The sequence below is a fragment of the Neptunomonas concharum genome (assembly GCF_008630635.1).
Taxonomy (GTDB): Bacteria; Pseudomonadota; Gammaproteobacteria; order Pseudomonadales; family Balneatricaceae; genus Neptunomonas; species Neptunomonas concharum.
Genome location: NZ_CP043869.1, coordinates 413,158 through 438,445, shown reverse-complemented (window position 1 = coordinate 438,445; position 25,288 = coordinate 413,158). Strand labels below are relative to the sequence as shown.

Sequence of the window (25,288 nt, the reverse complement as noted above, 5' to 3'; positions counted from 1 at the left end):
CACCTATTTATCACTTTCGCCAAACACTCCGCCGCGCACTAATACGGCAACCACATAATGCTCGTCTTCTTCGCGAGGCAAGGCCTCACCGCGCGCCCACTTATCGAAGTATGTGTAAAAGTCGTTCTTTTTTGGGGTACGAAATGCTTTACCTAAATTGGTAACCGCCCCATAAACTTCAACAGCAATCGCACCTGCACTTTGCTCCTCCAATGCATATTCTGGATACCAAGTATCAATAGAACGCAGCGCGTTACCAATCTTTTGAGAATGCATTGCCGCATGGTCATTAACAGCATAGAGAATCTTGCTTTTCTTGGACTTGCTGTTGCCTTTATCCATTACTAACTCTTCACTTGGGTAAACTTCTTGCGCTTTACCCACTTTGGCATAGCAGTCAATTTGTAGCATTAGATGTTCAGATTTACTGGCTAATACATTGGCAATGCGCTCCGCTAAGATGTTTACCTGCGAATCATTATGATCAAAATCACGCGTACTAAACTTTTTCGCATCGAATATCCAAGCTTGCTCAGCCCCTTTGTTAAGTGCTTTGACCTGTACTTCAATCTCTTCTGCTCCCACGCGGTTACGCCATAAAAAGCGAGCATTGGCAAGATTAGTCGCATAACGTTTAGCAAGTTCTAAACAACCATACTTAGCGATGTACTGTTCTACTGCAGCACTATAACTCTGTTTAAATAGCGCGTTATTGCAAGCCGATGGCTTAGATAGGTCTCCTAACACTTTTAAAGTAAAGTGGAGTTTAAGAGTGTCTTGATCTTGCCCAAGAGCACAGGCATCTACACGCTGTGGGTTTGGGGATGCGATATCCATATCTAGTTTCATTATATCCTTTTCACCACTTTTCTTTAGCCGATGAGAAACTGTACCGCGCACGGACTTTTCTTGCAGCGCTAGCGGAGTTACTTGCTCTTTAGTATCCCAGTTTGTGCCAAACAAATAGCCATCCGACGGAACCAGTTTCTTTTCAAACGCTAATACTGAAGCGGTATCGTTATTTTTAGCCATGATATATTTCCTTATTAATATGAGTTATTCGCATTAACTTGCTGACAAAGGTAAAGATCGTTTTCTACTTCTGGGGCATACTGCCAAAGCATGTCATCGAGATGCTTAACTTTATGCGCCATAATGAATTCACCGAGTGTAACGACGCTTTCGGCGAAGCGGTGTGGCACAGTGGGGTCGCGTTGATTTTTAGCCTCACCAAGTGGGGATATACCCTGAAAACCCGTTGCTATCGGTACAATCCAACCTCTGGCTTTGCGTTGACTACGCCAAACAATACTTTCGTCGGGGAGTTGCTCACAACTGTGATTAACTGTGAGATAGCTTAGCAAGGCATCTAAAGCATCAGCGCCCTCCTGCATCGCTTCAATCATCAAGTCTCGCCTTTCAATCAGTACATATCCTGGCATGAGTGTACGTATCAGACGCGATCTATCTTGTGAATCAATCACAGAGTCAATGATAGGCTTGTATAAACTCAGTACATCGCCACCAGCAACCTTCATCCCAGCTATCACAGATTGTAATTGCTCAACAAAGCTAGCATTTTGGACTTCCTCATCATTGCCACTCCACTCAATCACTAGCGAAACATCTAAGTGACAACGTGCCTCTTCGATAAATGCTGAGCGCGAACCATCCTTGTCCAGCGGATTACCTGTACCAATAATTGAATGAACAAAGTCACCTTCACCTTTATAGGTTTGCACATCACAGTGATGGCTCACCACAGCTACACTGTGTAGCATCAAATCAGGAAAACCCTTTGAGTTTAGTTTGCGCTCTAACGCATGAGTAAAGCCCAGCCATGCAGTCATCGCAGGAAAACCTATTGTGAAAGGACTCGATAACGCATTTGCGTTATGAATCTTAATATGCGGTAGTATCAGCAGATTCATCGCAAACTCTCCTTGTTAACATTGACTATATCCTCAATAGCTAATAGCTCTTGGTCTGCCAGCATCACGGGTGTAGAGATAAATTTGTTACGGCTGTAATGGTTAATTAAGCTGCGCGCAATATGACGGGTAATTTTATTGAGCCATTCATTCTCTTGCTCCCGTTGCAGTTCACGATCAGGATAAAGCCAAATTTTTTGCTCCAGCGGCAACTCGCTGGACAACTCCCCTTGGTGCTCAGCAAGAAATAAACGAACTTGCCACATTTTTTCAATCACCAGATCAACGTATTGTTGTATGCGATAGTCGCGCCCCTGACGAATATCTATGTTGTTGTGATCGGTTATATACAGCCGATGAAGCGCTTCTAATATTTCTTTAGCTTGCCAAGCGGTAAAGCACTCTTTGAAAAAATCAGTTCTCGGCAGCCGGATATCTCTTTGCCTTAGCTCTGGCGGAACGGATGCTAGCAAATGCGCTTTTCCCGCATTTTGGTTGTTGAGTACACTTATATTTGCTGGTTTAGTACCGCCATAACCAATCGTTGTTATGCCAAAAATCTCGCTATAGCCTAGTGCGTGATATTTATCATTTTTCCGGCACTCTCTAGCCACTGTAACCTGTTCAGAAAAGCGCAAATCTTCAATACGTTTTCTCTGTTCAAATAAATGGCCTGAGTGCGTAAGTAAAGAAAGAAGGTGGTATTTTTCGTCTGCTATGGGAAAGTAAACCTGTTTGATTTTTGAATTCGTAGAGATAGGTTCATTGGAACTTTTAATAACTAAAAGACCTTCTCTTAGCTCCTTGTAGCTACATCCATCGACTTCCAGTATTTCCTTACCTAAACTCGTTTCATTTTCGATATGCTGAATTACAGTCATCCCATCTGAAATAACAATTCGAAGAAAATCCTCTACATCCAACTCTCCAGCGTTACCGACAGAATCTATTAATTCAAAGCGCACGTTACCAGACCTTAAATAACCATCGATCCTATAAGTTCCTTCGAAAAGTATGGGCGAAACAAAAGAACCGTCTTTCTTATTTGTTTTGCCAACACCCGTGCTTGGGTGACTGAATTTACTTGGATGTGTAGACAACGCTCTACTGCATATTCGTTGAGCCGCATTGGGTATCCAGTTTTTAAGTGAAAAGCGCTGTTCACACTCTTGTTTCTTCTTGATAACTTGTGACTCATCCAGTTCTCCTTTGAGATTCTTCTCAAGCCACGCCTCTTTTCGTTCTGTAAAAAAGGCCTCTATTGCTGGGTCTAACATTGTATTCCCCTCCATTATTTCACCTTTACCAACCCCAACTGGTCGTTGTAGCTATATTGCGTATTTCCATCGCGGTGTATAAAACTGATTTCGCCATATCGCATTGAAGTCACCGATTCCTGCTCAAGACTGGGGCTGTATAAACCCACTAGCTCGCTGTAATCTCGTTGTAGCCATAGTTTCTGCTGTTGCTCTAGTTCTAGTGGCTGATGTCCAATATTCAAAGTGCGCTCAACTGGGCAAAATCCACCTTGATCACCACGTAAACAAAACTCGATACTTCGCGCCTTTTTTATTAGGTAAAGCTGCACTGAAGGTTCGCTTTTGCGAAAGCGTTTGAAGTATTGCGGCAGTGCCGTAAGCCACCAGTAACCATGAATATGACCGTGTAGATGATCGCACCAGTAAGATTTAGGTTGGCTGTCACGACGGTTACGACTGTATCTATCCTGTCGACTAACCGTGCCCTTTTTTAATTGACCAATTTGATCAGTCCCGAGCGTTTTGGCAGTGGCGAAGTGTTCTAAATCCACCAAGTTTTTGTGTGGCTCTAACATCGAGTGCTTTTGAATACGGGCAACAGCGTTTACCGACTGAAGTAGTGCTTGCTCATCCACTAATTGTTTTAAATCATGCGATTGTAATTGTGTCGTTTGATCCGCCTCATACCCGGGCCGGTTGAAAACGCGTTCTTCTTCACCTTTAAAACCTCTGTAGTTGTACTGCAGTAAACCAATGTTAGGCGAAGTTACCTCCCCATCACGATGCCTTCGAACCCGCCCAGACATTTGGATAATCGAACGAAAAGAGGAGGGTTCAATCACTGCCCAATCAAAATCGTGATCTCGCCCAACTTCTTCCACAGGGGTTGCTACTAAAATGAAAAGCAGGTTTTTCTTACAGCTGGAATTTAAATGCTGACGAATGATGGAGTTAGCAAAGGCTACGGGTAACTCACCAATACTTTCCTTGCGTTCAAGCACCTGATCAAGATGTTTTTCTTGCTCATGGCGCAGTAGCAGCACTTGCTGACTGTGATAAGCCATACAGCGCACTTCGATATCTGCTGGCCAGTCGCAACTGAGTAAATACTTAGTTAACTCAACGCAGGGTTGAATGTTTGCAACTCTGACCACACCAAACGAAACATGCGTTTGGCTTTGTGGATCTAAAGTAAAATGCTGTTGGTGTTTATCCAATATCGCTTGTTTCACATAGCCAAAATACTGCTCATTCACCGGTGCATCAGGCTGCTTGATACAGGGTATGATCTCAGCTTTACGCCTAGCTATCTGCTGCTTGAGCTTATCTACACGCTTGGTAATAAAGTTTTGCCCGAACAGCTGATAGGCATCTAGATCATTATCATCACAACCAACTAAATCAGTATTCGTGGCAAATTCATCGACATAAACACAGTTAATACTGGCTACGCGATCACGGCTCGCAGCAAAGATAGCCCAGCCCTGACGGTAGGCATTGAACAAACCGAGCGCTAAATCTGGAGGGATAGTTGCTGATGAAATCATTACTTTACGCCCGAGCATCCCTACAAGGTGTATTAACCGCCCAATCGCAATTAAATCATCACCCGTGAAATCATCTATTTCGTCGATCACCAAATCCGAGGACATTAAACGTAAGCAAGGAAGAATATAACGTCCACCGCGTTTGGTTTCAGTTGCAGCCATAATGTGGTCAATGGTGCAGGCTAGCACCGGCGCATAAAGCAAAGCTCTGTATTTCTGGCATTTTCCTTTATCAGTCGAGAGAATTGTTGTGAGTTCTTCTTCAGGTAACACCCCTTGCCAATGCAATTCATCTGTTTCTTCTTGCAAGCTTTCTATCGATTCAGAGCCAACCTCTTCTTGGGTTAATTCGACTTCGTCTTTATCAACTTGTTGACCTGACTGATGTAACTCGTAAATGGCTTTGGAGCCAATCAACACAGCCAAATCGCTATCTTGTAATTTAAGGCGTTTTTTATATTCATCTCCGGTTTGTAGCGTGAGCGTTCTCAACCCCAGAGCTAGAACAAAACGCAGGCTTTCACCATCATCCGAGAGAGCTTGCATAATTTTGGCATTAGCCATGGTTTTCCCACAGCCGGTACTCGCCATATTTACTACAAAGTAACCTTGGCTTTTATCCTCTGTATGCTCACGCCACCCAAGAATTTTACGTACAGCTTTGTCTTGCCAACGAAACGATTTAGACGTACTTGCTTTAGGTGCTAATTCAGCAATATCGGTCGATTTAAGAGGCTCAGATTCAAAAAACGGCAGCAATTTAACGGTATTAACCGTAACTTTAGCTACATTGACTAGGTGTTCATCCAACTTTTGCTTCAGCGCTTTCGTCTTCGGGTCTGTATTCGCGTACAATTTACTTGATATTTGCCATTGGGGGTCATTGGCTTGCGAAGAGTAATAATGATCACCCAGCATCAAGCACAGCCGTGCATGGTGCAATATGACACGCCAACTGCCGTCACTTACAGCGAGCTCCAATAAGGGAAGATAATGCAGTAAATCTTTGGCTCGATTTTGCAGTTCTGTTAGCCAGACATTAGAATTGGAGAGTAGCCCTAACGGAAATGCAAAGCATTTGGGCAAAAGTGTATCGTAATCTTCAGAACGGTTTTCATAACCCCACGCTTGAGTAATTCTAGCCAGCAAACTTGCCAAATCAGCATTATCCTTGTCTCGCTGTTCACGACATAACTTTTCGTCTTTCGGCAATGGTAGTCTGTGATGTGACACTATTAACCAAGCAATTAGCGCAGCTCCGCTGGGTAATTCAGAAAACGGTTTCTCTCTTTCTAGAGTATTTGAAGAAAAGCTGGACTCATCAACACCTTCACTTATAAGTGAGTTCAACCACGCTTGATCGTCATTTCCTCTAATTTGGCGTGCAACAAAATGGTGAAACAACAAGCAAGAGATCCACTCATGACGTAACGGGTCACCTTTGTGCTTGGTTTTGATATCTGGGTTTAATTTTTCTTGAAAGAGCAACGAGGCCTTACCCCAGTCATGTAATAACGCGGCCATCGCAGCAAGTGCTTTAATGAGTGGTAGGTACTTCCAATCACTTTCATATTCGCTATTCAGCAAATCCTTTTCCGTGCTATTAACCGGCACCACGCCCTCTACATTAAACTTCTTCTTATTACCCACGACCCATAAAAACTGGCTCCGAGATCGACTTCTAATCCAGTGACAACTAACAGCGGTACTGCGGCTAGCGGTTTTGCGCAGCATTTTTTTTACAGTTAACAGCCCTTCTTCGGTGATGAGGGTCTGCCATGTGTTATCACCAATGCGATTAGCGAAGGCATCCAGTACGCGGCGGGTTTTCTTGAGGGCGTTTTTTTCGCATTGAGAAACAAAAATCACCATCATAGGCCATGCTCCTCGATTTGCTGTGCGGTGTAGTCTTGTAATGCGATCGCTTTCACCGTATCGAACATAAAGTCTAACGCTTTATGATCAGTGAACTTTTGGAGGATTTGTTGGCGAAACTCCTGTTCGGTGGCATTTTCTTTGGCGCAGATAAAAGCCCATGGGAGTACGATGGCATCTTTGATTAAGTCTGCGACATCAAACACCAATGCTCCACGTCGTGTTTTGCCATGCATCACAGCAAAGCCGTGTGGGATACCTAGCACCCATAAGCAACACGCGGCAAGGCCATACGCTAAGTAGTTTCCGTGGTTTAAAAAGTCGTTGGCCTTATCAGTGGACTGGTGCTGGCGAGTGAAGTCGCTTATATCGACGTTATTAGCCGCGTATTTGTAGAGCACTTTGGTTAGCTGGGCTTCTGTTAGCAGCAGGTCGGATTGTTTGGTTGCGGCTTCTGTGCGTTGATAAAATGTTTCGAATGGGGCTACTAACAAGGCATCTTTTATGGAGAAACCTTCTCCTTTGAGGTCTTTATCTCGACTCCAGACGCGCTCAAGGTAATCTATTCTCGCTGTTTGGAACTGTTGTGCGGCTTGCAGGCGCTTGTCGTCCTCAAACCAGAACTTTATCCACCCATGCAAATATTCAGTGGGGCGATATTCACTTTGGGGCGTCAGCCATTCCACTTCGCACGCCATATGTAAAGGTGTACCACCGCCACCACAAAAACCGACCAACACCCCCGCTTGGGAGAGCATTCGCATAGCCGCTTGAGTGATGGATGTTCCTGTCCCTAGCATGATCACCGTTGTGTTGGCGATAGGTATATTGAAGTACTGATTCTCTTTGCTTGCTTCGGTCAGATAGAGCACGCGTCCATCTTTTTGCATGACTCGGCAGTATTCGAGGTAATACATATTGGCACGCTTTGAGTGCAATATGGTTTTCATATCTGATGGTGAAAACTGTTCCATCCTCTTTTCCCTCAAGTCTGAGCCTTCCTTGGCGTTCCCTATTCCTTGGTATCCTTTACCTTGTTCTTTCATCCTTCTGCCTTCCTGACGATTGCATTCAATCCTATGCGCTGTGTGCGCTCAACACTGTGGATAAACACATGTCGCTTTTTAAGGCAGGTAGGGTTTTATGGCTTTGTGGCTGTCCGGTGTTATGGTGATTTGTTGAGCTTCGGGGTCGGGGGCGTAGTGATCCAGCCGTAAGCGTTGCCATACATAAAGTACAAGTGCAGCGCGTACAGGTATCACTCGCTGGTTATTGTCCATTTGATAGTCCATGGCAATAATCCGGCGTTTGGCTGGCGGCAGGCGCGGATCGGGTTCTATGATGATGTCGAGCCATGTGTTCCAGCGTTCGTCATCTTCGGCGGTATATGAGGCGGGGCCTTCAAACTCGACTTCACCACTAAATCGGGAGAGCACAAAGTCTCTGAACTGTTGGTTTTTTTCACACCATGCACGGACATGCCAGCGTATGCCGTCAAAAACCAAACAATGAGGCGAGATGATGCGGGATTCATATTCGGGTGTGGTCACAGAAGCGTAGCCGATGTCGAGCCTGAGTTTTTCTCGTATCGCTCGAATAATCGGCTGCACCAGTGCGGGGGATATATTCCGCAGCGGGGCTTCAATAAGTGAGAAACCTGTCTGCATAAACGACAGATACTCTGGATAGCCACTATGAGCAAGTATGTGGTGGTATTCATCAAAGGTGTTGCCCGCATGATAGGCTTGAAAGTGTTCTGTCGGTTGGTGGCCTTTGATGGAGGGGTTGTAGATGAGGTTGTTTGGGTAGCGTTCGCTATAGCTTTTAATGATGTCGGAGGCTTTTTGTCGACCCACGCCAAATATATTTTGGAGGTGCGTGGTGTTGATACGCCCCTCCCATCGTGCGAATAGTTCGATAACTCTATACCGTTCGTTGTCGATATAGCGGAGCTTTTCACTGACTGCGTCCATGGCAGTATCCCTGTGCTACGTTGCTTTTACTGAATCCATACTAGTCGCTAATTCAGTAATTACAATGACTCAGGTCGCCCAAATCCTCGGTGCATGGGCTGGTTGGTTAAGCCAATGTTCGCGCAAGTAGTCACGCGCGGGTATGAGCAGTTGCTGTATTGCTTCGGTGTTATTGCCTAAAACCCGCACAATCAGTAAATCGTCCATCCAGGTCACACCAAACTGGCAGTCGGTGTCGATCTCGCCAAGACATGCGCGCACCCCTTCAAGATGCGCTTCACCCAGCGTGCCTGCGATAAGGGTAGCGTTCATTGCATGGCCGCGTAGCCCTGATGCACTGCGGATCAGTTCGCTACCTTGGTTACGCAGTTGATCCACTAGCACGAGCTTTTTGCCCATCCACACACGACTGGCTGAATTAATCAGCCCCATTTCGAAGGTTTCGCCATTCGCTGGGCGACCTAAGCATTGTATTTCCCACCCCAAGTATCGACTCCCTAAAGCAAGGTAGATGTCACTGGTGATCTGGGCGTGTGCACCGGGAAAACAGATATTTTCCTGAGGCAACCACTCCAGCGTGCTACCAGACTCTACTGTGAGGGTTTGCCGCTGGTAGGCTTGCTTCCCTTCTGATCGGTAAAATTTGGTGGCTCCCGGTGTGGTAATAACGGCATGAGCACCCTCGCTGGTCTGTACTCGAATATCCAACTGATCTCCACCAACGACGCCGCCGGGCGGGTGTAGCAAATAGGTGTGACAGGTCGCGCCTTCGGGATAGAGGGAGCGCTGTACCGCAAGCGGTCCACGCTGCGTGCGCCGAACAAGCTTGGTAATATTTTGACGGGGTTCATACCCTAGGTGCAAGGCCGCTTTCCAACCTTGCGAGGCCTCGATATTCGGCTTAGTGTCAGTATTCATACGGTGAGGTACTCTTTTACCAGAGCATCGCTGAGTGTATCCATGCTGCCTTCGGCGACAGGCCGACCACGATCCAGAATACAAAATTGATCACCGACTTTGCGCGCAAATGGCAGCTTTTGCTCCACCAGCAAAACCGTGAGGCCCATCTCCCGGTTGAGTTTACGAATGATGTCGCCAATTTCGGCAACCACGTTGGGCTGTATACCTTCGGTGGGTTCATCCAACATCAGCAGTTGCGGATCAACAACCAGCGCACGACCAATAGCAAGTTGTTGTTGCTGCCCTCCCGATAAATCGCCACCCCGCCGTTGTAGCATTTCATGCAGTACAGGGAACAGCTCGAAGATGTAGCCGGGGATTTTACGATCCCCTCTGGCACGCACCGGCAGTCCGATCTGTAGGTTTTCTTCTACGGTTAAGAGAGGAAAGATCTGCCGCCCCTGTGGTACATAGCCAATCCCTAGTCTGGGCCGATCTTCTACCGATTTATTGAGGAGTTCCTCGCCTGCTAAGGTGATTCGGCCACTTTTGACGGGATGGTGCCCCATAATGCATTGCAGCAGTGTGGTTTTACCAACGCCATTGCGCCCCATAAGTACGGTGCATTTGCCCTTTGGGATGTGCATATCCACATCCCAAAGGGTATGGCTTTGCCCATAAAATTGATTCAGGCCTTCTATTTTTAACATCCCTACTCTCCCAGATAGACTTCAATAACACGGGGGTCGTTTTGGACTTTATCCATGGAACCTTCTGATAAGACACTCCCCTGATGCAGCACGCTGACGGTTCGATCTTTACCTGCCAGACTGCGTACAAAGTCCATATCGTGCTCTACCACCACAACGGAGTGCCGCCCTGCCAATGATGTTAGCAGTTCAGCGGTACGATCCATCTCTTGGTGAGTCATGCCCGCTACCGGCTCATCGACCAAGAGCAAACGTGGCTTTTGCATCAACAGCATACCGATCTCTAGCCATTGTTTTTGCCCATGGGAGAGTTTGCCCGCCTGCATCTTGGCGTGGCTTTTTAGGCCGATCAGTATCAGTGTTTCATGCAGTAGATCCTGCTGCTCACTGTTTAGGCGCGCGTGCAGGATAGACCATACGGCGCGATCATCCGCCATGGCGAGTTCGAGATTTTCCCACACGGTTAGTGCTTCAAACACGGTGGGTTTCTGGAACTTCCTGCCGATTCCTGCTTGTGCGATAGCAGGCTCATCTAGGTCGAGCAAGTTAATCGTCTGGCCAAACCAAGCCGAGCCACTATCAGGTGTGGTTTTACCAGTGATGATATCCATCATGGTGGTTTTACCCGCACCATTAGGTCCGATGATGCAACGCAGCTCGCCATCGTCGATGTAAAGATTCAGATCATTAATCGCTTTAAAGCCATCAAAGCTCACCGAAATCCCTTCTAGATAGAGCAGCACATTATGAGAGACATCCAAAGCGGGGGCTTGTTGCGGCATCATAAACGGGAAGACATGGTGGCGATCGGCCACCTGCTCCAAGGTGTTTAGAATACTCATGCTTGCACCTCCTTCCGTTTAATCAAGCCAATCACACCTTTAGGTAATAACAGCGTGACCATGACAAATATACCGCCCAGCGCAAACAGCCAGATCTCCGGCAGTTCAGCAGTCAGATACGTTTTCGCGTAGTTGATCAGCAGCGCGCCGACCACCGCGCCGTATAGTGTGGCTCGACCACCAACCGCCACCCACACAACCACCTCAATCGAGTTAAGCGGCGAAAATTCATTGGGGTTGATAATGCCTACTTGAGGCACATAGAGCGCGCCCGCGATACCCGCTAACATGGCAGACAGCGTAAATACCCACAGTTTGACGTTTTCTACTCGATATCCCATAAACCGGGTGCGAGATTCTGCATCCCTCACCGCAACACAAACACGTCCCAAACGACTATTGGTGAGATAGCGACACAGTAGATACCCCATCGCGAGTGCAATAGCTGAGGCCACAAACAGCGCCAAGCGCGTGCTATCTTCCTGCAGGGAGAAACCCAGCAGGTCTTTAAAGTCGGTCAGGCCATTATTGCCACCAAAACCCATTTCGTTACGATAAAAGGCCAGCATCAGAGCGTATGTCATGGCTTGCGTGATAATGGATAAGTAAACACCGGAGACTCTCGAACGAAACGCCAACCAACCAAAGATGAACGCCAACAATCCTGGCACCAGTAAAATCATGAGTGCAGCAAACCAGAACTGATCAAATCCCTGCCAAAACCAAGGCAGTTCCTGCCAGTTAAGAAAGACCATAAAGTCAGGTAGATCGGGGTTCCCATATACGCCCCGATCACCAATTTGATGCATTAGGTACATCCCCATGACATACCCACCTAGCGCAAAAAATGCGCCGTGGCCTAAGGTCAAAATACCTAAGTATCCCCATACCAAATCAACCGCAACCGCCAACAGCGCTAATGTCAGGTATTTACCCATCAGGGTTACGGTATACGTGGGTATATGCAACGGGTGATCAGCTGGCAACTGGTTCAAAAAAGGCACAGCTACGGTCACTACTAGCAGTACGCCCAACATGATTTGACCGCCTCGGTCATTTTTCAGAAGATTAAACAGCATCGATCAACCCTCCGCCGCACGGCCACGTTGTGGAAACAAACCACGAGGGCGCTTTTGAATAAATAGAATAATGAACACCAACACGAGAATCTTCGCCAGCACAGCGCCTGCCCACGGCTCCATAATCTTATTTGCGATCCCTAAGCTAAGGCCTGCAACCAACGTGCCCCACAAGTTACCCACACCACCAAAGACCACCACCATAAAGGAGTCGATAATGTAGGCTTGGCCTAAGTTTGGTCCTACGTTGGTTAATTGCGATAAGGCGACACCGGCGATACCCGCCACACCAGAGCCTAAGCCAAATGTCAGGGCGTCCACACGATTTGAGCGCACCCCCATTGCTTGTGCCATAGCCCTATTCTGGGAGACAGCACGCACTTGGAGCCCTAATGGTGTTTTCTTCAGCACTAACGACAGTAAAACGAACACCACCAAGCAAAAAAGAATGATATAGAGCCGACTCTCTGTCAGAGCAAACACAGGGTTAATTTCGATTAAACCACTCATCCATTCCGGTGTTTCTACACTGCGATTTAACGGCGAAAAAATAGAACGTACCGCTTGTTGTAAAATCAAGCTAATACCAAAGGTAGCCAGCAACGTTTCTAAAGGACGACCATACAAGAAGCGGATCACGCCTCTTTCGATAGCGATACCGACCAAGCCCGACACAACAAAAGCCGCAGGAATGGCCACGATAATGGATAGTCCAATATGGTTTGGCATCAACTGCTGAATCACATAGGTGGTGTATGCGCCAATCATAATGAGCTCACCATGTGCCATATTGATCACCCCCATCACGCCGAAGGTGATCGCAAGCCCAATACCGGCCAATACCAGTACAGAACCTAAACTTAAGCCAAAATAGAAGGTTTCAAGCCAAGCAAAGTACTGGACTTTATCCTCAATAGACTTCAGTGCAATTTGCGCCTGTTTTTTTAATGCTGGGGACTCTGTTTGCTGAATAAAGCCCACTAATGAAGCTCGTGCTTCTTGCTCCAGAGAGCCGCTTAATTGTTCAATCGCTTGCGACTGTAGAGCGATATCGGGCTGCTTAAGCTGGTTAATCGCCAATGCAACCTGTAACACCTCTCTAACCGATTTTTTTCCTTCTACCGCCAATCGCTGACGTAGAAGATCAAGGGTGCGGGGAGAGAGGTCTTTGAGCAGCCCTCTAACGGAATCAAGCCGTTCGGAAGCAACAGGTGCGTTCAGGCCTATTTCCGCAAGAATACGATGAATCTGATTCCTAAGCTGATTATTCAGAACAACTTTTTTATAGTCCCTTTTGCGGGAGATTTGCTCTTCCGACCCGGAAATTGACGTGGCCTTGGCCCCTTCTTCAAAGGACTCAATGATCACCAGTTTTTTATCTTTTTTATGATAATAAAGCTGACTATCCAACAAGCGTTGTAACAATCCCTCATCGGCAGCATTAGAACGCTTTCCTAACAACGCAATGGCTTTACCCTTATCTTGGAAAGCATTACTCATCAGAAGTTTTTCAATGGTTGAGAAATCAGACGATTCAGTCGCATTGACAGGCACACAGATTACTAACAGGAGAGCCAACAGACTAAACAGTGAATTCCGAACCGTTTGCGTGTTCAGATTCAACATAAACATTACTCTTTGAGATACAGCGTCAACCCGTCAGCACCACTGGCCGACGGGTTTTGTAAAAACTCGGGACGATTAGAAGTTCTGACCAGAGCATTTTGCAGTTTTGACGTTGTAGTTACCGCACGATAACGGAGCACGCCAATCGGAGATGATATCCTTGGAGCCTTCTAAATAATCAGACCATGCATCCCCGGCAACCGTGCCTGCAGTATTCCATACCACGGCGAACTGACCATCGTCTTGAATCTCTCCAATCAATACCGGCTTAGTGATATGGTGGTTCGGCATCATGGTCGCGTAGCCACCCGTCAAATTGGGTACCGTCACACCAATGATGGAATCTTGAACAGCGCTCGGGTCTGTCGTCCCTGCTTTTTTCACTGCCTCTACCCACATTTTGAAACCTAAATAATGCGCTTCCATCGGGTCATTGGTTACACGTTTATCATCTTTGATATATGTATGCCACGCATCAATAAAGCTGTCATTGGCTTCACTATCTACACTCATGAAGTAGTTCCAAGCCGCAAGGTGGCCAACCAGCGGGCCAGTATCAATACCGGATAGCTCCTCTTCCCCAACCGAGAAAGCAACCACCGGAATATCAGAGGAGGCCACGCCTTGCGAGCCTAGCTCCTTATAGAAAGGGACATTGGCATCACCATTAATGGTGGAAACAACCGCCGTTTTCTTACCCGTAGAGCCAAACTTTTTAATGTCAGAGACAATTGATTGCCAATCCGAATGACCAAATGGCGTGTAGTTGATCATGATATCGTCAGCAGCTACACCTTTTGCTTTTAGATAAGCTTCCAGAATTTTGTTAGTAGTACGCGGGTAAACGTAGTCTGTACCAGCCAACACCCAACGCTCTACCCCTTGATCCATAAGATAGTCAACTGCAGGAATCGCCTGCTGGTTTGGAGCTGCGCCTGTGTAGAATACATTTTTAGAAGATTCTTCCCCTTCGTACTGTACCGGGTAGAAAAGCAAGCTATTGGTTTCTTCGAAAACAGGTAATACCGACTTACGGGATACCGATGTCCAGCAGCCAAACACGGCATCGACTTTTTCTTTCGATGTTAACTCTCGCGCTTTTTCGGCAAAGAGCGGCCAGTTAGAAGCAGGATCAACAACCACAGGCTCAAGCTTTTTACCCAATAAACCACCTTGCTTATTTTGCTCTTCAATCAGCATCAGCATGGTGTCTTTTAAGGTTGTCTCACTGATCGCCATGGTGCCCGACAATGAGTGCAGAATACCGACTTTAATCGTCTCTTCTGCGAAGGCGGAACTAATTGAAGCAGTCATTGCCAAAGTACATGCAGCACCGAGTAACGTCTTTTTAAATGCTTTCACTGTTATTGCTCCTCGTAATTAAAACTCTTAGAGGCAATAGCACAGTGCATACCAATTCTTAATTGTTATTTATTTTCATAAAGTTAGGAACGAAAGCAGATAATTCAAGCAGATTTTATTTTTTGCAGCGCACAATAAAAAAGCACGTATGCGTTTTTACAAGTCCGGCTGCACCATCGCAGCGCAATGATTAAAAAGCCTACGGGCTGACACAAAAATGTCATTTAAAAAAGGCATGATGTGACCGAGAATTAATGGAGGAAGATACGATGGAAAACCATCATTTAAGCGCACAGCTGAAGCAGTTACTGAAGCGCGGATATTCAATAGAAGATGTGAAAAATTTAGTGACAGCGCCACGTGCTATCGTGGATCAGGCTATTTTAGAGTTTCAATTAGAACAACAGACAGCTCGCCAACTAGAGGCCAGCCAACAAAACCAAGCACGTTATGCCATGGGCCTTGGTTCCAATCGCTAGCGTATTAGTTTCTGTCGTAGTACTTGCCCGGTTAGCCGGGCATTTTTTTATAATCTTGATACGTGTCAATCAACTTACTGTTTTTTTGTTAATCTATCCTTATTCACTAAACATTCATAGCTAATGGCCTATTTACTGGTGCAGGCTAAGCACCTAAACTGCGTGCATTAAAAGATTCCGATACATTAACTTGTGAGCACTAATAAAGGTATTACCATGAAAAAAGCATTTGCACTTGCAGCTGTAGCTGCTCTGATGCTGCCCGTTGCAGCTAACGCTGAACGTACCGGCGAAGAAGTTTATAAAACTAAATGCGCTGTCTGCCATGTAGCAGGAGTCGCGGGCGCACCTAAATTTGGAGATGCTGCAGCATGGGCTCCTCGTGCGGAGAAGGGCGCAGACGCTTTGCTAGCAACCGCTAAGTCGGGTATCAACGCTATGCCGCCTAAGGGCACTTGCATGGACTGTTCTGATGCTGAGCTAGCTGCCGCTATTGACCATATGCTGAGCAACTCTAAATAAGCATTTTAGCCAACAAAAAAGGAGCCAATGGAGGCTCCTTTTTTTATGCGCCGACCTTAAAAAATTTCGTTAGGCGCGAGGCGCGCTCCTTCAGTATCACCCAACCCTCTTGCCTGAATTTTCTCTAACAACTCTTTATCTTTCCCTTTTTGTATAACGATCTCTACACGACGATTGGTCGCCCGGTTGTTGGCTGTATTATTAGGTACCAACGGCTTTGTCGCTGCATGACCAATCACTTGATATTTGCTTTGATCAATACGTGGATCATCAAACAACTCATTGGCAACAGCCAGCGCACGAGCTGCCGAAAGATCCCAGTTAGATAAGAACGTTCTGCCTGAATAAGGTACGTTATCGGTGTGCCCTTCTATAGATACTTCACCTTCGACCTCAATCAGTACATCCCGAATTTTTGCCATCACCGGAATGTACTCAAATTTCAGCTCTGCTGACCCTGAGGAGAATGACCCTTTCTCTTTAACACGGATAATGATTTTTCGCTCATCCGTTTCGACTTCAACACTACCATCGCCAATTTCCTGGGCGAGTGCAGTCGCGAACTTCACCGCTTGCTCCTTCGCTTCTTTTTCCATCTGCTGCTGCATCTGTTGAAGCTGTTCGGCCTCGCCCTGCTGTTTATCGAGGTTCTCAGACTCGCCCTCTTTTGATCGAATATCTAAAGTATTCATATCATTGTTAACCGTCATCTGACGGACTTCATTCAAAGGCGTAGGCTCGGGGCGTCCCGGGCTAAACTCTTGCGCGATAATCGATGTACCTTTTGGGATATCTTCAACTTTGATCTGGTTTTGCACCCCAAAAGCTTCCCGCATAGAACCGGCTAGCTGCTTGAACTTGAGTACATCCATCTCCGAGAAAGAAAGCAAAAGTACAAAGAAGCACATTAGCAGTGACATCAAGTCAGCAAAGGTTGCTAACCAGCCCGGTAAGCCCGCAGGGCAGGGAGGACATTCCTGTTCGTTTTCGTCACTCATTTACACTACCCTAGCTGCTCGCTGCGATACGTTTTTTCTCTGGCAGATAGTTTCTTAGCATCTGCTCAATGACTCGTGGGTTTTGGCCAGCCTGGATCGCCAATAATCCATCAATCGTTAGCGCCTGATTTAGCGCTTCTTCATCTTTGCGCACAGCCAACTTATCAGCAATGGGGAGTACAATCATGGTAGCGACCATCGCACCATAAAGGGTTGTTAACAATGCCACGGCCATCGCAGGCCCGATCGATTTAGGATCACTCATGTTCGAGAGCATCTGTACCAGACCGACCAGAGTACCGATCATACCCATCGCAGGCGCTACATCTCCCATCGCACTGAAGATCTTTGCGCCGAATTCGTGACGATCTGCTGTCAACTTGGCTTCTTTATTAAGAAGTGTTCTGACAATATCGGGATCATGACCATCAACCAGCAACTGTATGCCACGCTGCATAAAGTCAGTGCTGACCGTTTTGTCTTCTAAAGAGAGCAAGCCACCTTTACGCGCTGCATCCGCCAGCTCCACTGTCTCACTAATAATATCTTCGGGGCTAACCGATTTAAACATAAAGGCCTTACCAGCAATTTTGCCTGCCGCTAAGAACTGCCCGAGTGTGAACTTCATCAATACTACAAGTAAAGTGCCACCAATAACGATCAAAAGGGATGGCGGGTTGATAAAAACACCGACATCACCTCCTGTCACCATGGCCGCTATAACAATACCGAAGCCGCCTAATAAGCCGACAAGCGTCGCTATATCCACACAAATCTCCTTTTACAGTACATCGTTTACCACGGATTCACGTTTTTTAAGGATAATACCAGAATAGAGGGCTGGTATACTCTCCCGACCATAGGTTTATGTCGGCCATTATCAGGATTGATTGACCCTTAGTTGTCGATTCGTTAGTTTATCGCATCTTTTCATGTAGGAATTGTTGCCCATGCCTCGTAAAAAACAGCCTCTAGACTTCGAACAATCTTTGGCCAGCCTTGAATCCATTGTATCGCGCATGGAGCAAGGCGACTTATCCTTGGAAGAGTCTTTAGCCGCTTTTGAAGAGGGTATAAAACTCACCCGTGAGTGCCAATCTATTTTAGATAACGCAGAACAAAAAGTTCAGGTGCTTTCGGTCGAGAACAACCAGTTAAAAACCGAGCCCTTCATATTGGAGCAGGAATAGCCGCCGTGTCATTGCAAGCAGCCATCACGCAGTACCGAGCAAGAGTCGAAAGCAAACTTGATCATGCATTATCACATAGCAGTATAGAACCTTGTCTTCAGGATGCCATGCGCTATGGATTATTTAATGGCGGCAAGCGAGTTCGCCCTCTATTGGTATACCTTATCAATGATCTATTAGGCGGGCGGCCTGAGCAAGCTGATGCAGCAGCCTGCGCCATCGAAGCGATGCATAGTTATTCTCTGATTCATGATGACTTACCTGCCATGGATAACGATGATCTGCGCCGCGGCAAACCAACCTGCCACATTGTATATGGCGAGGCGACCGCCATTCTTGCCGGAGACGCATTACAGTGCTTTGCTTTCGAGCTGCTGGCTGGTAGCCATCTACCGCCAGAGCGTATTGTTCGCTTGATATCCACACTCGCCAAAGCCAGCGGCGATACCGGAATGGTTGCAGGCCAAGCCTTTGACCTCAGTCATGTGGGACAATCGCTATCACTGACTCAGCTTGAGGCCATGCATCGATGTAAAACTGGTGCGTTAATTAACGCTTCTATCGAAATGGGGTACTACGCATCTGGCTGCACAGACACAAACACATTGTCGTCGCTGCTGCGATACGGTCAAGCAATCGGGCTTGCGTTTCAGGTAAAAGATGACATTCTCGATATCGAAGGCGACACCGAAACGCTCGGCAAGCCACAAGGCTCAGATCTTGAGCTGAATAAGCCAACCTATCCCTCGTTATTAGGTATGGATAGCGCGAAAACCAAGCTAGCCGATCTCCATCAAACAGCGCTTGATACACTAGCCTCTTTTGGCGATAGTGCAAATACGCTGAAAGCGCTGGCCGACTACATCACTCACCGGTCTCACTGAATGATCACGCAGATTCCAACACAGAAGCCCAACACTCCACTTCTGGATAATATTCATCTACCGAGTGACCTACGCCAACTCGATGAGTCCCAGTTAATAAGAGTAGCGGCGGAATTAAGGTCTTTTTTGCTCTATTGTGTCGGACAAACAGGTGGACACTTTGGTGCAGGCTTAGGTGTCATCGAACTGACAATTGCTTTACATTATTTATTAAACACCCCGAGTGATCATTTAATCTGGGATGTCGGCCATCAGTGTTATCCCCATAAGATATTAACAGGCCGACGGGAGCAGATGCTAAGTATGCGCCAACAAGGCGGCCTGGCACCTTTCCCGAAACGGGATGAGAGCGCCTATGATTGCTTTGGAACCGGACACTCCAGTACCTCAATAAGTGCAGCACTCGGGATGGCTGTTGCAGACACGCTTCAAGGCAATCATCGTCATTCCGTTGCGGTTATTGGTGATGGTGCAATGACTGCGGGCATGGCATTTGAGGCACTTAACCATGCTGCTCATACGCAAGCTAACCTGCTGGTTATCTTAAACGATAATGATATGTCTATCTCCCCGAATGAGGGAGGGTTAGCCACCTACCTAGCAAAAAATCTTAAGTTAAAAGCTCGTCGCAGCGAAACAACCGCAGCACTCTTCGAGGCCCTTGCATTCGAATACCAAGGTCCTGTTGATGGAAATGACCTTGACGCCCTTCTCCCTGTACTAAAAACAGCTTTAGGCAAATCCGGCCCGCAGTTTTTGCATATCACAACCCAAAAAGGGAAGGGGTTTCAGCCTGCAGAAAGCGATCCAGTGGGTTATCATGCCATCACAAAACTTGAGCCGATCAACAAAGTATCAAAGCCCAAACAACCTACCTTCGCTAACATCTTTGGTCGTTGGATATTAGCTACGGCACAGAAAGATCAGCATCTGGTGGGCATTACTCCAGCAATGAAGGAAGGGTCTGATATGGTGGCGTTTGCAAAAACCTACCCGCAACGCTTCTTTGATGTTGCTATTGCTGAACAACATGCAATGACTTTTGCGGCAGGGTTAGCTTGTAATGGGATGAGGCCAGTCGTTGCCATTTACTCCACTTTCTTACAAAGAGCCTATGACCAGCTTATTCATGATGTGGCAATTCAAAATTTGGACCTGCTGATTGCTATCGACCGAGCAGGTCTGGTAGGTGAAGATGGTGCCACACATGCTGGCTGTTTTGATATCGCCGCTCTGCGGTGTTTACCCAATCTTATCATCATGACGCCCTCCGATGAGCAAGAGCAGTGGCTGATGCTGAACACTGGCTACCATTACAAAGGAACAGCAGCAGTACGATACCCTCGCGGTTCAGGAAGCTGCCTACATCCCATTACAACCGATGAGCAAATTCCCATCGGAAAAGCCAAGCTCATAAGAAGTGGTAACTCAGGGACAGCGCTTCTTAACTTTGGACCACTCTTAAGCCATGTGGCTGACCTCGCTAAAGAGCGGGATTACACCCTCATTGATATGCGGTTTGTTAAACCGTTGGATACGGCATTATTAAGCATACTGATGGAAACCCACCAACAATTCATTACATTGGAAGATCATGCCGCTCAAGGCGGAGCAGGGTCGACAGTCGCTGAATGGGCTGCACAAACAACATGGGCTGGACGTTTAAAAATCATTGGCATTCCAGATCTTTGGGTAGAGCATGCATCCAGATCAGAGCAAATAGCACAACAAATCATAAATCAGCTATAAACCCTATCTAAAACATTGACGTACTCAAACAGCCCCTGTCTAATTAGGCCTATTGATTGCTAATGATGCTGTATACTCAGCCGATAGCCACATGACTATGCTTATCCACTCAACAAGGAGTTCTCGGATGCCTCGTTTATCCTATATTATTGCGACCCTAATGCTTGGCACTATGCTAACAGGGTGTGGCGGTGGCGGCGCCAATGACACACTTTTAACGCCTGGCGGCGGCGGAATCGGTACCGGAGGAGACGGTGATGGCGGCGATGCAGGTGAAGACAGCGGCATTGTTACATCAGAAGATATCGACCAGTTCACCCGTACCAATGAATTTATTGGCTTCTTTATTGAAAGCCCACAGTACAACCCTGATGACTACAGCGTTGGTACTATCTATCTGAAGACCCTGTATCTCGACGAGAATATGGAAGAAGGCTACCCCTTTGAAGGCCTGACGTCCTACAAGTTTTTACCTTGCCAAGGCAATAACCTTATTAAGTTCTTAGGTTTTAGAGACACCGATGACAGCTTAGACACATATCAATCCCCCGCTATCATTGACGGCACGTCTCAGCAGTACCGTTTATCATCGATCCTGTTTGATACCTCAAACTATAAAGGGCCTTATAACTTCTCCGGCTCTGATAATATCTCTAAGACCGATTGTATTGACTACACGTTGGCGGTTCGCGGTAAGGTCGAGCTCTACCCTCTGAACACAACCCAGTTCACCGACACACTGAAAGACGGCACCATCAGCTTTGACGCCTCTACACCCAACAAGATTATCTGGAATTATGATAATTTTTCCGATGTAGCTGAGAACTTTGAGCACATCACTATTGGTATTATCGATAAAACCAAACTGGATAGCTTGAATCTTTTCCGTCCTATCTACCAGGCTCAAGCTAACCTTGCAGCTGTACAAGCACTTGAAGAGGACAACATCGCAGCCGCTCAAGCAGCCGTTGATACGGCACAAACCAATGCCGATAGCGCTCAAGCCGCAGTAACAGCCGCACAGGCTAATGTTGCAACGGCACAAGCCAAAGTTGACGGGCTCAACGCTTTGCAAGCAGAAGCGACGCGCTTAGAGACTATTTATAATGCGATAAGTGGTGACCCCGCTTATACGGCTGCCGAAATCCAATCGGCCTACGATGCATGGCAGGCAGCACTTAAAGCCTATAATTTGGAAAACATTTTTGCGACTCAGTATCAAACAGCACTTAGCCAAGCGCAGGGGCAGCTATCCTCCGCTCAGAGCTCACTGAACTCAGCTAATGCGGTTTTAGCTTCTCGTGAAGCAGCACTTGAGGCAGCAGAAGCGTCAGTAAAAGCCGCGGAAGCCGCACTTAATGCTGAAATTACGGGTTACCAACCACGCCTGACTGATGATGTTTTCTTATGGCAGCAAACGGTACCTGGTTCTTCTACCAGCTTCCAGCTCCCTGAAAACGTGACACTCCTGAAAGATAACTACTACCTGCTAAACCTAGTAGCTTGGTCTTCTGAGGGTGAGAAAAACTATGTTTACTACCACTCTAGCCATGTTTTCCGTGCTGACTAAACAGCACTAACCGCTAGATATAAAAAAGGCAGCTATTTCAGCTGCCTTTTTATTTTAGAGGTTAAAAGCGTTCGTTTACTTATCATCCATGAAATGATGCTCTGTCATCATATGGCCGAGCTTACCCATTTTTGTTGCTAGGTACTCTTCATTGTGGCGGTTCTTACCGACTTGTAGAGGGACTCGCTGGGCAACATTTACGCCGTACTTTTCTAATGCAGCTACTTTACGAGGGTTATTGGTCATTAAATTGACAGCTTTGATTTTCAAATGCTCAAGCATCGGTTCACACATGCTGTAATCGCGCATATCCGCTTCAAAACCTAACTGCTCATTCGCTTCCACGGTATCTGCGCCCTGATCTTGCAGGTGATACGCTTTTATTTTGTTCAAGAGGCCAATGCCACGCCCTTCCTGACGTAAATACAGCAGTACTCCCCGACCATTTTCAGCGATACGCTTTAAGGCTTCTTGAAGCTGGAAGCCGCAATCGCATCTCAAACTAAACAACGCATCCCCTGTCAGGCATTCCGAGTGTATACGGGCTAAAACCGGAGCATCACCACTGACATCCCCATAAACCATGGCTATGTGCTCTTTACCTGTTTCGGTATCTTCAAATCCAACCATCGTGAAGGTACCCCATGGCATCGGCAATTTGGAGTCAGCTACGTATTCGATCGTCACTCAACCATCCTCTTATAAATAGGCGGGGTATTTTATCAGTGCTCACCTCGTTTGGGTAATCATTATCCCTGACAAAAATCCTCAGGCGCTAACAGGCGCTAAAACAGAATCCTTTTGCCGAGGCAATAACAGATGCACATGAAGTCCGCCTAGTTCGGATGGAATGAGTTCTATCTGACCCTTATACTGACGAACAATCTCCGTCACTATGCTCAACCCTAGACCATGGCCTGTGGTGCTTTCATCTAACCTCACACCTCGGGACATAATTTCCTTAGCTTTGTTGGCTGGAATCCCCGGGCCATCATCTTCAATACACATCTCAAGACAGTGTTCATCCATCATACCCCGTATACGTACTTTGCTAGCGGCCCACTTACTGGCGTTATCAATTAAGTTACCGAGTAATTCAATCAAATCATCCCGTTCACCCGGAAAGAAAGTGGTACTTTTGATAGAAACCTCAAAGGCAAGCGCTTTATCTTGATGGATCATATTCATCGTTTTCACAAGCTTAGCCAACTCATCCTCAATGATCACTTTTTGCCCAGGTAAAGCAGCACCGGCAATACGCGCTCGTGTTAGCTCCCTTTGCAGTAACTCCCTGAGCACCAGCGATTGCTGGGACAGAGCCTGAGCACACTCTGGGTTAGTTAGCTTTAGTGTTTCAATATGTCTATCAATCACAGTTAAGGGGGTTTTAGCGGCATGTGCCAAGTTACCCACAGCATGACGAGAGCGCTCTAAGCGAAGCGTCATACTTTCTATAAGATAGTTAATTTCATCTACTAACGGGGCCACTTCCTGCGTTTTTTCAACAGGTAAGCTACAGATATCCCCCTCTTTGAGCTTTACAATGTTTTTACGCACACGGGTCAGACTCTTTAAGCCAATCCGAATGATGATAATTTGCGCTATGAGCAAAGCTACAATAAATTTCGCACCAACGCCGGCTAACCACCAGCTCAAACGATCCAGCTCTTCCTCAATATGACTAACATCTTCGGCAAGAACAATACGAATTTTATGCCCTGACTTCTCGAAAATATGGTCATAAACCAACCAAGGTTGATCATTTTTTATTTGTAGCTCAATACTCGACTCACCTATCGCAAGGCCATCATATGTAGGGATTTCTTCATCCCAGAGGGATCGCGAGAATCGCCACTGTCCATCATCGATTAAGTATTGGTAGTAATGACCCGACATGGGGTTGGAAAATATAGCGGAGATATAGCTTTGATTAACGACCCACTCTTCATCCTTTTTTTCGAGGGCCTTAAGCACGGTTAAGCTATCGCTCTTCATGCGAGAGCCAACAAATTCATAGGTGATATCACGAAGTGTCTGGCTTTGAATAACCCAAATGACACTCAAGAGAACCAGGATCAATCCAATAAACGCTGCATTCAGGCGGCTTTGTATCGATCTCATCATAGTGTATTCACGAACAGGTACCCCTGTCCTCGTTTCGTCTGAATCCGCTCTTTCCCGATCTTTTTCCGAAGCATTTTGATATAAGCCTCGACCACATTACTGTCATTTTCTGTGGAGTCATCGTAGATATGCTCAACAATCTGTAGCTTAGAAAGCAGGCGTCCAGGGTTGTGCATTAGATAGCGTAATAACTTGTACTCCATGCCCGTCAGCTCATAGCGACTATCACCTTCCACGATGACGGATTGGGTTTTTTCGTCCAATACCAAACCGGATGTTTCCAACACGGTATTAGGCACTTGTTTTGCGCGGCGTAGGAGAGCCGTCATCCGAGCCAACAACTCTTCGGTATGGAACGGTTTCGCTAGATAGTCATCAGCACCGGCATCAAAGCCGTCTATTTTCTCCTGCCACGCTGATCGGGCGGTCAGAATTAGCGTTGGAATATTGTTATGGCGTCCTCGCCAGTTTCGTAATACATCCAACCCCGGACGAAGCGGTAACCCTAAATCAAGGACCACCAGATCATAAATATCTTCATCTCCCAAGGCTTCTGCATCTATACCATTATCGGCCAAGTCCACAGCATAACCTTCCTGTGATAGCGCTTTACTTAAGTCAGGCCCTAGAACGGGGTCGTCTTCTACAAGTAATATTCTCATATACAC

23 protein-coding genes are annotated in these 25,288 nt (G+C 46.6%); 6 read left to right on the top strand and 17 right to left on the bottom strand.

The annotated features are described in order from the left end of the window. Window positions 1-3 precede the first annotated feature (3 nt). From csy3 to urtA, 12 genes are all read right to left on the bottom strand, one after another. Window positions 4-1,032: a type I-F CRISPR-associated protein Csy3 gene (csy3, locus tag F0U83_RS02030; protein WP_138986282.1), complete on the bottom strand. Its 1,029-nt coding sequence runs from the start codon at window positions 1,030-1,032 to the stop codon at window positions 4-6. 14 nt (window positions 1,033-1,046) lie between these two features. Next, entirely contained in the window at window positions 1,047-1,931 is an 885-nt protein-coding gene (gene csy2, locus F0U83_RS02025) for a type I-F CRISPR-associated protein Csy2 (protein WP_138986281.1), read from the bottom strand. Continuing rightward, window positions 1,928-3,208: a type I-F CRISPR-associated protein Csy1 gene (locus F0U83_RS02020; protein WP_138986280.1), complete on the bottom strand. Its 1,281-nt coding sequence runs from the start codon at window positions 3,206-3,208 to the stop codon at window positions 1,928-1,930. The genes csy2 and F0U83_RS02020 overlap by 4 nt, the downstream gene beginning before the upstream one ends. A gap of 14 nt (window positions 3,209-3,222) precedes the next feature. Further along, window positions 3,223-6,612: a type I-F CRISPR-associated helicase Cas3f gene (cas3f, locus tag F0U83_RS02015; RefSeq protein ID WP_138986279.1), complete on the bottom strand. Its 3,390-nt coding sequence runs from the start codon at window positions 6,610-6,612 to the stop codon at window positions 3,223-3,225. Continuing rightward, the gene (gene cas1f, locus F0U83_RS02010; protein WP_138986278.1) at window positions 6,609-7,586 is read right to left on the bottom strand and encodes a type I-F CRISPR-associated endonuclease Cas1f; all 978 of its coding nucleotides are present in this window, start codon (window positions 7,584-7,586) and stop codon (window positions 6,609-6,611) included. The genes cas3f and cas1f overlap by 4 nt, the downstream gene beginning before the upstream one ends. A 150-nt stretch (window positions 7,587-7,736) precedes the next feature. Then, window positions 7,737-8,585: a BrxR family helix-turn-helix transcriptional regulator gene (locus tag F0U83_RS02005; protein ID WP_138986277.1), complete on the bottom strand. Its 849-nt coding sequence runs from the start codon at window positions 8,583-8,585 to the stop codon at window positions 7,737-7,739. 69 nt (window positions 8,586-8,654) lie between these two features. Then, a complete protein-coding gene (locus F0U83_RS02000; protein ID WP_138986276.1) occupies window positions 8,655-9,503 on the bottom strand; it encodes an urease accessory protein UreD in 849 nt (282 codons plus the stop codon). Further along, window positions 9,500-10,195 carry an urea ABC transporter ATP-binding subunit UrtE gene (gene urtE, locus F0U83_RS01995; protein WP_138986275.1) on the bottom strand — a complete coding sequence of 232 codons (696 nt, stop codon included), beginning with the start codon at window positions 10,193-10,195 and terminating at the stop codon, window positions 9,500-9,502. The genes F0U83_RS02000 and urtE overlap by 4 nt, the downstream gene beginning before the upstream one ends. Before the next feature lie 2 nt (window positions 10,196-10,197). Continuing rightward, on the bottom strand, window positions 10,198-11,037 hold the full coding sequence (gene urtD, locus F0U83_RS01990; protein WP_138986274.1) for an urea ABC transporter ATP-binding protein UrtD: 840 nt from the start codon (window positions 11,035-11,037) through the stop codon (window positions 10,198-10,200). Next, the gene (gene urtC / locus F0U83_RS01985) at window positions 11,034-12,116 is read right to left on the bottom strand and encodes an urea ABC transporter permease subunit UrtC (RefSeq protein ID WP_138986273.1); all 1,083 of its coding nucleotides are present in this window, start codon (window positions 12,114-12,116) and stop codon (window positions 11,034-11,036) included. The genes urtD and urtC overlap by 4 nt, the downstream gene beginning before the upstream one ends. 3 nt (window positions 12,117-12,119) lie before the next feature. Further along, a complete protein-coding gene (urtB, locus tag F0U83_RS01980) occupies window positions 12,120-13,742 on the bottom strand; it encodes an urea ABC transporter permease subunit UrtB (protein ID WP_170221702.1) in 1,623 nt (540 codons plus the stop codon). Window positions 13,743-13,817: 75 nt separating this feature from the next. Then, window positions 13,818-15,056: an urea ABC transporter substrate-binding protein gene (gene urtA, locus F0U83_RS01975; protein WP_138986682.1), complete on the bottom strand. Its 1,239-nt coding sequence runs from the start codon at window positions 15,054-15,056 to the stop codon at window positions 13,818-13,820. Between the two features lie 317 nt (window positions 15,057-15,373). Between urtA and F0U83_RS01970 the strand changes: the two genes are divergently transcribed. Together F0U83_RS01970 and F0U83_RS01965 are read left to right on the top strand one after the other, a co-directional pair. After that, entirely contained in the window at window positions 15,374-15,583 is a 210-nt protein-coding gene (locus F0U83_RS01970) for a hypothetical protein (RefSeq protein ID WP_138986272.1), read from the top strand. 216 nt (window positions 15,584-15,799) lie between these two features. Next, complete coding sequence (locus tag F0U83_RS01965) at window positions 15,800-16,105, top strand: c-type cytochrome (protein WP_138986271.1); 306 nt, start codon at window positions 15,800-15,802, stop codon at window positions 16,103-16,105. Between the two features lie 56 nt (window positions 16,106-16,161). On the opposite strand, the gene F0U83_RS01960 is transcribed toward F0U83_RS01965, so the two are convergent. Together F0U83_RS01960 and pomA are read right to left on the bottom strand one after the other, a co-directional pair. After that, entirely contained in the window at window positions 16,162-17,103 is a 942-nt protein-coding gene (locus F0U83_RS01960) for a flagellar motor protein MotB (protein WP_138986270.1), read from the bottom strand. 10 nt (window positions 17,104-17,113) lie between these two features. Then, window positions 17,114-17,872 carry a flagellar motor protein PomA gene (gene pomA, locus F0U83_RS01955; protein ID WP_138986269.1) on the bottom strand — a complete coding sequence of 253 codons (759 nt, stop codon included), beginning with the start codon at window positions 17,870-17,872 and terminating at the stop codon, window positions 17,114-17,116. A 181-nt stretch (window positions 17,873-18,053) separates the two neighbouring features. Here pomA and F0U83_RS01950 point away from each other — a divergent pair, with 181 nt between their 5' ends. The 4 genes from F0U83_RS01950 (at window position 18,054) to F0U83_RS01935 (ending at window position 22,496) form a co-directional block, all read left to right on the top strand. Continuing rightward, a complete protein-coding gene (locus F0U83_RS01950; protein WP_138986268.1) occupies window positions 18,054-18,293 on the top strand; it encodes an exodeoxyribonuclease VII small subunit in 240 nt (79 codons plus the stop codon). A gap of 5 nt (window positions 18,294-18,298) precedes the next feature. Further along, a complete protein-coding gene (locus tag F0U83_RS01945) occupies window positions 18,299-19,177 on the top strand; it encodes a polyprenyl synthetase family protein (protein ID WP_138986267.1) in 879 nt (292 codons plus the stop codon). Further along, entirely contained in the window at window positions 19,178-20,926 is a 1,749-nt protein-coding gene (locus tag F0U83_RS01940; protein ID WP_138986266.1) for a 1-deoxy-D-xylulose-5-phosphate synthase, read from the top strand. It abuts the gene before it with no gap. Window positions 20,927-21,053: 127 nt separating this feature from the next. After that, window positions 21,054-22,496: a hypothetical protein gene (locus F0U83_RS01935; protein WP_138986265.1), complete on the top strand. Its 1,443-nt coding sequence runs from the start codon at window positions 21,054-21,056 to the stop codon at window positions 22,494-22,496. 75 nt (window positions 22,497-22,571) lie between these two features. Here F0U83_RS01935 and ribA read toward each other — a convergent pair whose 3' ends face one another. From ribA to F0U83_RS01920, 3 genes are all read right to left on the bottom strand, one after another. Beyond that, window positions 22,572-23,183, bottom strand: a complete 612-nt coding sequence (ribA, locus tag F0U83_RS01930; protein WP_138986264.1) for a GTP cyclohydrolase II — start codon at window positions 23,181-23,183, stop codon at window positions 22,572-22,574. An 81-nt stretch (window positions 23,184-23,264) separates the two neighbouring features. Beyond that, window positions 23,265-24,620: a sensor histidine kinase gene (locus F0U83_RS01925; RefSeq protein ID WP_246077602.1), complete on the bottom strand. Its 1,356-nt coding sequence runs from the start codon at window positions 24,618-24,620 to the stop codon at window positions 23,265-23,267. Next, window positions 24,617-25,282 (bottom strand): response regulator transcription factor, encoded by a 666-nt coding sequence (locus F0U83_RS01920; protein ID WP_138986263.1) that lies wholly within the window; start codon window positions 25,280-25,282, stop codon window positions 24,617-24,619. Before F0U83_RS01920 ends, F0U83_RS01925 begins: the two co-directional genes overlap by 4 nt. Window positions 25,283-25,288: the final 6 nt, after the last annotated feature.